The sequence below is a fragment of the Bartonella sp. AA78NXGY genome (genome assembly GCF_042197005.1).
Lineage (GTDB): Bacteria > Pseudomonadota > Alphaproteobacteria > Rhizobiales > Rhizobiaceae > Bartonella.
The window spans coordinates 1-10,737 of record NZ_JBHIRI010000022.1 but is presented as its reverse complement, the minus strand read 5'-3'; the positions used below and the strand labels follow the sequence as shown (position 1 = coordinate 10,737).

Below are 10,737 nucleotides of genomic sequence, written 5' to 3'. Positions count from 1 at the left end.
TTATACTTCCTAAATCAAAAACCGGTAAACTTGTTGAAGGTTCATTTGCATGGCTGCTTAAACAATACTTTAACAGCGTTCATTGGCATAGCCTTGCTAAAGCTACGAAAAGACAAAGAGAACTTATCCTTATGGAGGTATGTGATGCTATAGGAAACATTCCATACAGAGAAATAAAGAAATCACATATTACAGCGGGTGTTGAACGCCGCAAAGAAAAACCAACAGCTGCTCACAATTTTCTAAAAGCCCTTAATGGACTTTTTAATTGGGCAATTGATCAAGAGCTTTTAGAAAACAATCCAACAGTAGGAGTAAAAAGACCAGCTTACAACAACAAAGATGGATTTGCTGTTTGGACAGAAGAAGATGTTGAGAAATATTATAAAAAATGGGCTCTAGGAACGCATGAACGCGTCTGGATTGATGTCCTTCTTTACACGGGTTTGCGTCGTGGTGATGCGGTCCGCATTGGTTGGAACGATGTCAAAGATAATATCATTCACCTCAAAACAGAGAAAAGCAAATTCCAAACAGATGTCTTTCTGCCTATTTTGCCTGAATTAGCAGAAACCCTTAAAATTGGTCCTATTGGAAATGAAACATTTATTTGCGGGAAAAATGGAAATAAGCTCGTTAAAGAAAGTTTTGGCAACCTCTTTCGTGAGGCTTGTAACGTAGCGGGAATCAAAAAATCAGCACATGGCTTAAGAAAATTAGCAGCAACACGCGCAGCTAACTCTGGTGCAACAGTATCACAACTCAAAGCAATTTTTGGATGGACAGAAGATAAAATGGCATCTCTCTACACAAAGAGCGCAGATCGTAAAAGGTTAGCTATAGAGGCGATAAAAAAACTACAAAAAAATGAGGGATAACGCTATAAAAAGCATAATAGAATCAATAATGATAAATTTCCCCCATATCGTAATAACCCATTTATTTTATTTAAAATAATTGGAACGGCCTGGGGATCCACTTTTCTTTTATTCTACGTAATTTATTGTTTTTTCTAAAGTTTTTAGACATGAGGGATTCGTTAATAAAAGTAATGGAATAGGATTTTTGCAATAAAGTAGAAACACGGGATGTATTTTTTGCAATGAACGCAAAAAGCGATTGATTCATTTTAAAATAGCACAAATAAGATTACTTTTTTCAAACTACCGCGCCTTTATAAGAGGACACTGCAATTATTTGCACATTATAAATTACGATTTCTTTCATCAGAGATGAATTATTAAGCTCCATCAGCAATGAATCGGTCTCATATATTTTTTCCCAAAGAAAGAATGATTTGTACTCAATAAAGGAATTAAACTTAAAAACCTGCTCATGAAGCAATCATTTTGAAAAATGAAAGAAACAACAATCAAGGTCATATATTATCTCCATACACCCCACATAACCTCCTCCCCATCCTAAAAGCAAAAAAACATAAAACAAGTCTGTAAACACTCCGACGTCTTATCTAACAGGTTATTTCTCCTGCTAACCACTTCAACGCTTTACAAACAACCTTGCCTTGTTCACCACACTGTCATAAAACATTTAATACATAAAATCTTATAGGCTTTATATCCCCCAAATAATAGTTTTACAGTAAAAACCAAGATAACGAGCTAAATTGTTAAGAATCTTGGGAAAGCCTTCAGAAATCATGACATTCTCGCTATTGTATTATGCAGTCACATGCTTTTTTAAAGAGATATCTCTTAAATCCGCCAGGACTCTTTCACAATGACACCCCCGTAAATGGTATAAAATGAAATCGATTGATCAGCCCCATCTTTATTTATAATAAAAGCCATACCATCGTACTATTTTCCAACTCTCAATCTCAGCAATCCCCATTGCCTTGGAAAGAGTTTATAAAAATTATTTTATTTATTTTTCAAATGATTATCTATATGACAACTTCACACATAACGTGCAAGCGAATACTTTTGATTGATCCGCATAAATAACTTCAAAATGAAAAAAATACGATATAATGAATTATTCAATATATAAAACAATGAGTTATTATTAGACATCAATTTTAAAAATTAAAAGTTATCATTAAAGATAAAACACATCCTTTATAAAAATAGTTTTATATAAATAAAATCTACTTTTATTCCCATTTAAAAAAATAGGAATAAAGCAAATAAATAATTGCCTCTACAATAAAGATTTTTAATAAATCCAAAAAGTTAGAAGTTTTCATTTCTAAAAAATGAAAACCTCTAAAGGATCTTCTTACTTTGACAAGAGTATTTTATAGCTCTTTTCAATTGAGAATAAATCAACAAAAGTAAAAAATCTCCAGTACATGATCTTTTTTCAAGACTTTATCTAAGCAGCCCTCTTAACTGATTTTCGAAAACGAAGAGGCTTTGCACGCTTTACTACTGTTTTTGCTTTTTTATACCTCTCATTTTGAGGTGAAGAATTCTTCCGCTGCAACTGTGCGGTATCATCTTTTCGACCTAAAAACTGTTTTTGGCGTTTAGATTTTTTAAAACGGCGTTCCTTATCGTTTTCTTTTTCTTTACTTTCTCGTACAATTGGCTTTTCTGGAAACGCTGCAAATTGTTCTGGAACAGCCTCAGCCACCAATTTCATACGAATCAAGCGCTCTATAGCACACAGGCGGGACCTTTCTACCTTCTCATCAAAAAGCGTAAGTGCTACACCAGATGCGCCATTACGTCCTGTACGACCAATACGATGTACATAACTTTCAGCTTCATCTGGTAAGTCGTAATTAATAACGTGGCTTATCCCTGGTATATCAATACCGCGTGCAGCAATATCTGTTGCCACTAGGATCTGCACAGATCTTTCACGAAAAGCTTTTAAAGCAGACTGGCGAGCACCTTGTGATTTATTTCCATGAATTGTTGCGACTAAATATCCTACCTTTTCTAAACTACGTGTGACAGCATCTGCCCCATGTTTAGTTCGAGTAAAAACAATAACCGAATCAAAAGCTGGATTTGTCAAAAGTTTACTTAAAACATTCTTTTTTTCATTCGTAGGAACACAATATAATTTTTGGCAAATCTCTACAGCCGTAGTACCTTGAGGAACAACTTCAATTTTAACCGGATCATTGAGTAAACATTTTGCAAGCACAGCAATTTCCCTCGGCATTGTTGCAGAAAAGAGTGCTGTCTGACGCTCTTGATGCAAAAGCTTTGCAATTTGCTTAACATCATGAATAAAACCCATATCCAACATACGATCTGCTTCATCCAAAATCAAAAAACGAGATTGGGAAAGATCAACACACTTTTCACGAACAAGATCTCTCAAACGCCCTGGAGTCGCTATCAAAACATCCACACCTGCTTCCATACGTTTAATTTGTTTTAAACGTGATACACCCCCAAAAATAAGACATGTTGAAAGATGTGCTCCTTTCGCCGTAGTGCGAATCGTTTCATCAATCTGCACAGCAAGTTCACGCGTTGGAGCTAAAATCAAAGCGCGTGCAGTTTTAGGGCAGCGTTTATCACCTAAAGCCAAAATCTGACTTAAAATAGGCAAACTAAATGCCAAGGTTTTTCCAGAACCTGTCTGAGCAACACCTAAAATATCGTGTCCTTTCAACATAACTGGAATAGCTTGTTCTTGTATAGGTTTAGGTTTACTCATCCCAGCAATGAGTAAATTTTTAATCAAAAGAGTAGGCAAACCTAACTTTGTAAAAACATTTTCTTCTTTTATAGGCAAAATAAAATCTTTCCTTAGCTGAAGAACTCAAAAGAAGTAACCATCTGAACTCTCCACTCAAGAATCCGCGCAAGAGAAATCCCTGACATTTTAAATGAAGCAACGCCTAAAAAGCGGCTTGCGCAACTCATGAACACCTTGAAATCAAGATAAAGGCGTATAAACTTCACTTTACAAAAAGCCAACAAACCAGCCTAAATGCCTTCATCTCTATTATCTTTGGATTATGATAAAAAAGCAAGAACTTTACGAAATACATTTATCATGAATAAAAACAATATTTAGATCGTTTACTTTTTGATGATTGTGTCCATCGGTAAATGTACCTTGATAAAATCAGGATAAATCTCGAGAAAAACTGGATTTTGTAAAGTTTTTTGACCGCCATAAATTAAATACCATTGTGTTTTATCAAAAATCGCCAAAGTTTTATATTGAATGATGCGATCTTTCATCTCAAGAACTGTTGGAATTAAAGCATACAAAGTACCGTTATCAGTTTGTAAATACTCTATATTTTCTTTATCTAAATAATAAGCACCAGAAGGCACCCCCTCAAATTTCTTATGCAACTGTTGAAGAAAATCACTACGTAAAGCACTCTCTGTTGTATTCAATCGATGTGCCATCTCTTTATAAAGCCGCTCAGGCATATAACGAGAAATGGGCATAAAATCCCCATTTTTTATAGCATTATTGACATCAACAACGACTCTTGAAAGTTCATCTTTTTGTACTATTGTTGGCTGAGATGCTAAACTCTGTTGATTAACAATCAAAAAGAAAAATAGACTCAGCACCGAATAAAAAATAGGTCTCATCATTATACTTCTTGTTTTAGTAAAATTTCAGTTTCTCAAATAACAAAATCAAATAACGTTTGATCATCAGTAATATCACGATAACGCCAACCTAACGCTTGAAATTTTTCCTCTAAAAGACAAAAATTACCGTATTTTTTTGTTTCAATCGCAACCAATACAGAACCAAAGTTTCTCGCTGACTTTTTAAGATATTCAAAACGTACGATATCATCATCTGGTGATAATGTGGAAAGAAAATGACGCAATGCACCAGGATGTTGCGGAAAACTAAAAATAAAATATTTTCTCAACCCTTGGAAACGTAAAGAACGCTCTTTAATTTCTGGCAAACGCTCAAAATCAAAATTACCTCCTGAAATAACGAGAAGAATTTTTTTCCCCTTTAACTCTTGAGGAGGAATACTGTTAAGCGCATCAATCGATAAAGCACCAGCCGGTTCAAGAACCACACCTTCAACATTAAGCATTTCAACCATCGTAGAACAAACGCGGTTTTCAGGAACCGTAATGACAGAATCAGGGGGAAATTGCTTTAGAATTGTATAGTTTAGAGCACCAATTTCAGCCACAGCAGCACCATCTACAAAAGTGTCAATGCTTTCAAGCTTGACGCGTTTTCCACTCTCCAAACAAGCAAGCAAACTTGCAGCTCTTTGCGGCTCAACAAAACGAAGCTTTGTTTTCCAACCATATTCATGTAAAAACTTGCTCACTCCACTTGCCAAACCACCACCCCCTACCGGCACAATCATCAAATCTGGCTCACTTTCTCCATTGAGTTTTTTCCATTGTAAAGCTGCTTCACAAAGCACTGTTGCCTGCCCTGTAATAATGCGAATATCATCGAAAGGTGGAGCCATTACACCACCGCTCTCTACGACAAAGGATTGCGCAGCTTCATAACATTGATCAAATGTTTCACCAACCAAACGAATATCAATGAATTCTTTACCAAAAATACGTGTTTTTTCAATTTTTTGTTGTGGCGTTGTCATAGGCATGAAAATCACGCCTTTACGTTTAAAATAACGACAAACAAAAGAAACCCCTTGCGCGTGATTCCCCGCTGAAGCACAAACAAATGCAGAATCTGGTGATATACAGCTAAGCATTTCTGAAACAAAATTGAAAGCACCACGAATCTTATAAGACCGCACCGGTGTTAAATCTTCACGCTTTAAATAAATTTCTGCATCATACTTTTGACTAAGAAAATCATTTCTTTGAAGTGGTGTTTCAGCAAACACGTGATGCAATCCCACCATAGCTTTTGTGACGTCTTGAATAAATTGACTCATAACACTAATCATTTCATACTTTATTTACATTATAAAAGCTTTTTCTATCGATAAAGGAAACTATTGTCAGTCAAAATTTCACTAAAAAATGAAAAATGTTTCTTTTGTCATTAATTCTTGATTCAATAAAAGATATAGCTTATGAGAGAAATCACATCGCGGACGTGATGAAAACGGTAAACATAGCAGACTTAAAATCTGCCGGTCGAAGACCTTGCGGGTTCAAGTCCCGCCGTCCGCACCAGATTATCTTAATCTCTCTTATTTTCCAATGATTTATTAAAAATCAAAAAAAATTAAAGCACCTTCTAAACCACCTTTCGTAACTTTATTATAACGCTATAAGACGGCACCGCGGTGGTACTAAAATACGAATCATTGCTGCTTTTTGAGGTACCTTTTTAGCACTTTGACCTCCTCCTCGTCTTTATAGGATGGAGAGGCAATCAATATTGCTAATTTGGGATTGGCTTATACTCTTCATGACTCTTGTAAAACGACGCAAAAGCTCAGAAAAGAGATAGATGCAAAAGACAAAATAATAGATAAAGAAGCTGAAATAATACGTGCACAAAAAGATGTGATTCAAAAACAAGAAGAGTTAATTCGAAAATCAACTGCTTCTAAGATTATTTTTCCTCGAATGGCAGTAAAAAATTGGCCCAAAAGTAGTTTCAAGTACTTTCTCACGACCATTTTTTCAAGACAAGCAATCACAACACGCTCTGTCATAGCGCATATATAAATACGCAACAGCCTTCATGGAGGAAGATGATCATCAATACACAAACCGTTCTCTGCCTTGATCTAGATCTAAGACAGGCTGGGCGATTTCTCGTGTAGACAGCAGTATAACAAGTGGCACTTGTCAATTTTGAATTTTTTCGTTTTAAAGGCGATAGTATGCGCTATTTGCGTTTTCAGCAATGGCTTACAAAAATGAAGATCACAACAGATAAAGTCAATGTCTCACAAGAAGAGATGATTAAGACGGTGTGTGCAAAAGAATACAATCCAAAAGATGACAACGAAGCAAATGCTTTAGCAATTTTATATTTAGTTAAAGAAGGGAATGCGCATGTCTAATGCAATGCCATGGATAAGATTCCTTTTGAATGACTGGAACAGTGAGATAGATGGAATGACATGAGAACAAAGAGGCATTTATATAACGCTTTTCATTCGCATGTATGACAAAAAAGCACCAATTAAAACAGATTTTGAAATGCTTGCCCGCGCTTGCAATTGCTCGCAAAAAAGTTTGCAACTATTGTCGAATATCTCATGAAGAATGATAAACTTCTTGAGAAAGATAATGGTTTGTCGAATACGCGCATTGAAGAAGAGCTAAAAGATTTTACTGATAAAAAAGTGCACATATCGCAAATTCATAGTGAGGCTGGAAAAAAGGTGTACAATAAAAAACGCTATAAAAAACATTTTAATGATTTTGCTGAAGCAAACGCTAAGCAAAATCAAGCTATAAAGAACCAGAATAAGAATATATATAAACTAAAACTATCATTTTAGCAAAAAAACTGCTTCTGAAAATTTAGAAACAAACGAACAGGTTGACGAACCAACATAGGTTGCTGCTGTTGAGACCACATCAGAGCAAATCGAAACGGGTGTAGAAAACCAACCTTTCATTCACGAGCAAGAGAACATTACGAAAAAAGCTAAACGGGTTAGAAATGACAGTGGCTGTCGTACCCCTGATGATTTCGAACCTGTTTATGATTTCGCAATCGAAGAGGGATTGCCTCCAGAGCGTATCAAAGCCGAAATGGCAAAATTTCGAGATTTTTGGAAAGCTAGAACAGGCAAAGATGCACGCAAAACGGATTGGAAAGCAATGTGGCGCAACTGGGTGCAAAAAGCTATCGAGGATTTAGAGAACGGAAAAAACTATGGAAATCACTCTCAAAGGCAAAAAAGTGTAGATGAACGCATCTCAGACAGTATCCTTGATATCGGGCCTCGAGGTCACTTTGAAACACATTCACGAGATGATAACTCTGGAGTTTCCTTTAGTTTTGAAAAGTGGCAAGCATTGACACAACAGCAGGAAGCGATTGCCTTAGAAGCGTGTGATCAACTTCACGAATTGTTTTCAATAAAAGTGAGTAAAGAGGACATAACCAAGGCAATTCGGATGCTTTCGGTGTGGTTTAAAAATTTCGCAACAGACAGATCATGAAGGTATGGCGCTTACCTATGGAATGGTTTTGGAAAGTGTTTCTGCGTGGTCACTCATAAAAACGGTTAAACGGATTTTATGCGATGAGTTAGAAGGTTTATCGGATACGTTTTTTCCAAGCACTCGTGAGTTAGTAAGATTATGTCGTGATTTGAAAAATAGTCTTTTGACGAAAGCCAATCTTGTACACTAGGCTGTTTTGAACACCCGTGAAAAAAGGCTGAAAGAAAAGGCAATGAGAGAGAATTCAAGACCACTCACGTTGGTTGAAAAGCAAGTGAAAAACACTGCAAATTAGCAAACTAATGAAAATTGCTGATCGTTTTGTGATTGGATGTGCATTTAAATCGACAAAATGGCACCGTACAGAGTGATTTAAAGATTTTATGATAAAAAACCTATCTTATAAAACGCTCTGTACGGTCAAATTTGAGGCAAATAGACAAATTTGTAAAATTAGGATTAAAGCATGTTCATTTTAAAACATCTATTCTTAAAAAACCGTAAACAACCCATGCGAAAGAGGTTTGTTGCAACGGCAGTGGGTATGTCCCATGGGGGATGGGACAGAGGAGTATTTTTACAACCTCTACAAATACGAAGACGGTACAAAAGAGTGTAAAAAGTTTGATGGTGATCAGTATTACAAAACACCTAAAAATGCGGATTTTAGTACCAAAGCGCAAGTAAAAGCATGGGTTTACGGTGGTGATATTCCGAAAAGCATTCTCAATTACGAACCTCTTATAGACGAAGATCAACAGAGAGATCAAAAAATTATCGAAAACCGCAAGAAATAAATATGTTTACAGATAAGCAGCTAAGAGCCTTGTTTGGTATTATAACTTTTATATTTTTATGTTTTTCAGAAATTAAAAAAATATTGACTTTATTCAGAGTATATTGCGTATTGCTCTAAATGCGCTTCTTAAACATTTGCACAAAAGCATTAAAAGCTATTGAATCATGGACTTTATGTTATATTTTTATATAATATTAGAGAGGGCGTTTTATGCACAACAAAATTACGTAAAGTTGGAGGATCCGTTATGCTCTCTATACCGCCTGCATTGTTTGATGTTCTTCATCTTACTGAAAATATGCAAGTGGGTTTGGCTATTGATAATGGACAATTGGTTGTAAAACCACAAATATCGCAAAATTACACTCTTGAAGAATTGTTAGCCGAATGTAATCCTTCGGACGATTTTGCGGATAAAGATGTAGAGTGGTTTGATGCTAAGCTTATTGGCAGAGAGCTCTTGTAATGAAGCGAGGTAAAATTTGGTTTGTATCGCTTGACCCAACCTCTGTCTATGAGAAAAAGGAACGCGTCCTGTACTGATTGTGTCACCGGAGGCGTTTAATCGTTTAACAAAAACACCCATTGTTTTGCCCATTACGAGTGGAGGAAATTTTGCTAGAATAGCAGGCTTTGCTGTTTCATTGGTGGGAACAGGGCTGCATACAACAGGTGTGATACGCTGTGACCAACCGCGTGCTTTAGATATAGTAGCGCGTAATGGAAAAAGAATGGAAACTATTCCATATATAATTATGGATGAAGTCTTAGCAAGGTTATCAACATTTCTTACTTGAATTTTTTCTACACTTTTAAATGTTTAAAAACACCAACTTTAGGTAAAAAGTAAAAAAGCATAAGATCATGATTTTTTTCTGCTGACAATCAGCTAATCAATTTTTCACAGAATAAAAATCAATATTTGACTAATGATGTCATTAATTATGACTCAAAAGGAGCCATAATGAAAGCTGTCATCACTACGTCAATGTGTGTTGTTGGAGACAATAAAAGCGCTGTTCGCTTTGAACCATTACCCCCAATAATCCATTTGTTGAAGTTTCTAATCAGGTCTACGCACGTCTCAAGCGCGCCAATGCTGCAAAACCTTTTGTTGACGTCAAAACAACAGCAAAACCTGAAAAGACAGTTGAACAAATTAAGCAAATAGAACAAGAAGCCACACAAACATCAACTGAATCAGCAGCCGAAGAAATTCCACCCGAAAAACCAAAAGCTTCTAAAGTTTCCAAGTCATTAACACCTACCCCCAAAAAGGCTTAGACGTTGAAGTTAATCATCCACCAAAAATGGTATCTTCAACAGGTGAAGGATACCTTCACCAGTCTTCAAGCACCACACCTTAATTGGGCTTTGCGTAATGCTCTAAACACCGCAGCAAAACAGTCGAACGCTTTACTGAAAAGCAAATTGCCGATGTTACATCTGCCCAATCAAAGCATGTTAAGCAAGGTATTTATATTAAAGAAAAGGCGACAGCAAGGTTTCTTGAGACAGATATCATTGGTTCTGGAACACCGATACTTCTTAAATTTTTTAAAGCAAAAGAACAAAACGCGGCGTGACTTACACAACTGTTTGGAAAAAAACAAATCTTGCCCATGTTTTTATCAAGGATGGGAGTTTTCCAAAGCGTGTTGATTTAAAAAAGATGAAGGGTAATGTTTTTCAAAGAGCGGATGGAGATCAATTCCCCATTGCAAAACAAGAGGAACCCTCAATTGCTAGGGTGATGTCAAAGCCAGAGATTACAAGTGCTATTGCACAATATGCCAATGAAAGATTAACCAAAAATATACAGAGACAACTTAAACGTCAAGAATATGCTGCCAACAAGAAAGGCTAGATCATGTTCTCAAGCTTTATCTATAT

8 protein-coding genes, 1 tRNA gene and 5 pseudogenes are annotated in these 10,737 nt (G+C 36.0%); 11 read left to right on the top strand and 3 right to left on the bottom strand.

The window, feature by feature from the left end; all coding sequences use genetic code 11:
- Nucleotides 1-878: tyrosine-type recombinase/integrase (locus tag ACFINL_RS08755; protein ID WP_375651406.1), on the top strand; the 878-nt coding region annotated here is incomplete at its 5' end.
- Between the two features lie 1,459 nt (nucleotides 879-2,337).
- Here ACFINL_RS08755 and ACFINL_RS08750 read toward each other — a convergent pair.
- The 3 genes from ACFINL_RS08750 to ilvA all read right to left on the bottom strand — a co-directional run bounded on the left by ACFINL_RS08750 (nucleotide 2,338) and on the right by ilvA (nucleotide 5,854).
- Entirely contained in the window at nucleotides 2,338-3,720 is a 1,383-nt protein-coding gene (locus ACFINL_RS08750; protein WP_375612448.1) for a DEAD/DEAH box helicase, read from the bottom strand.
- A 290-nt stretch (nucleotides 3,721-4,010) separates the two neighbouring features.
- Entirely contained in the window at nucleotides 4,011-4,541 is a 531-nt protein-coding gene (locus ACFINL_RS08745) for a hypothetical protein (protein ID WP_375612454.1), read from the bottom strand.
- 35 nt (nucleotides 4,542-4,576) lie between these two features.
- On the bottom strand, nucleotides 4,577-5,854 hold the full coding sequence (gene ilvA, locus ACFINL_RS08740) for a threonine ammonia-lyase IlvA (RefSeq protein WP_375612449.1): 1,278 nt from the start codon (nucleotides 5,852-5,854) through the stop codon (nucleotides 4,577-4,579).
- A 146-nt stretch (nucleotides 5,855-6,000) separates the two neighbouring features.
- On the opposite strand from ilvA, the gene ACFINL_RS08735 reads away from it, so the two are divergent.
- From ACFINL_RS08735 to ACFINL_RS08690, 10 genes and pseudogenes are all read left to right on the top strand, one after another.
- Nucleotides 6,001-6,086 (top strand) — tRNA-Leu (locus ACFINL_RS08735).
- A 527-nt stretch (nucleotides 6,087-6,613) separates the two neighbouring features.
- Nucleotides 6,614-6,928, top strand: a pseudogene (locus ACFINL_RS08730) (hypothetical protein).
- Between the two features lie 198 nt (nucleotides 6,929-7,126).
- Nucleotides 7,127-7,372: a hypothetical protein gene (locus tag ACFINL_RS08725; RefSeq protein WP_375640990.1), complete on the top strand. Its 246-nt coding sequence runs from the start codon at nucleotides 7,127-7,129 to the stop codon at nucleotides 7,370-7,372.
- A gap of 256 nt (nucleotides 7,373-7,628) precedes the next feature.
- On the top strand, nucleotides 7,629-8,042 hold the full coding sequence (locus ACFINL_RS08720; RefSeq protein WP_375651405.1) for a hypothetical protein: 414 nt from the start codon (nucleotides 7,629-7,631) through the stop codon (nucleotides 8,040-8,042).
- 4 nt (nucleotides 8,043-8,046) lie between these two features.
- Nucleotides 8,047-8,235, top strand: coding sequence for a hypothetical protein (locus ACFINL_RS08715; protein WP_375613729.1), 189 nt, complete (start codon nucleotides 8,047-8,049; stop codon nucleotides 8,233-8,235).
- A gap of 276 nt (nucleotides 8,236-8,511) precedes the next feature.
- A pseudogene (locus ACFINL_RS08710) lies at nucleotides 8,512-8,858 on the top strand (hypothetical protein).
- 233 nt (nucleotides 8,859-9,091) lie between these two features.
- The gene (locus tag ACFINL_RS08705) at nucleotides 9,092-9,310 is read left to right on the top strand and encodes an antitoxin (RefSeq protein WP_375613730.1); all 219 of its coding nucleotides are present in this window, start codon (nucleotides 9,092-9,094) and stop codon (nucleotides 9,308-9,310) included.
- Nucleotides 9,310-9,641 (top strand): annotated as a pseudogene (locus ACFINL_RS08700) (type II toxin-antitoxin system PemK/MazF family toxin). Before ACFINL_RS08705 ends, ACFINL_RS08700 begins: the two are co-directional and overlap by 1 nt.
- 167 nt (nucleotides 9,642-9,808) lie before the next feature.
- Nucleotides 9,809-10,128, top strand: a pseudogene (locus ACFINL_RS08695) (hypothetical protein).
- A gap of 42 nt (nucleotides 10,129-10,170) precedes the next feature.
- Nucleotides 10,171-10,711 (top strand): annotated as a pseudogene (locus tag ACFINL_RS08690) (hypothetical protein).
- Nucleotides 10,712-10,737 lie beyond the last annotated feature (26 nt).

Coding starts and splice junctions, on each gene's coding strand:
- ACFINL_RS08745 (WP_375612454.1), bottom strand. CDS start 4,541: ATGAGACCTATTTTTTATTCGGTGCTGAGTCTATTTTTCTTTTTGATT.
- ilvA (WP_375612449.1), bottom strand. CDS start 5,854: ATGATTAGTGTTATGAGTCAATTTATTCAAGACGTCACAAAAGCTATG.
- ACFINL_RS08725 (WP_375640990.1), top strand. CDS start 7,127: ATGAAGAATGATAAACTTCTTGAGAAAGATAATGGTTTGTCGAATACG.
- ACFINL_RS08720 (WP_375651405.1), top strand. CDS start 7,629: ATGGCAAAATTTCGAGATTTTTGGAAAGCTAGAACAGGCAAAGATGCA.
- ACFINL_RS08715 (WP_375613729.1), top strand. CDS start 8,047: ATGGCGCTTACCTATGGAATGGTTTTGGAAAGTGTTTCTGCGTGGTCA.
- ACFINL_RS08705 (WP_375613730.1), top strand. CDS start 9,092: ATGCTCTCTATACCGCCTGCATTGTTTGATGTTCTTCATCTTACTGAA.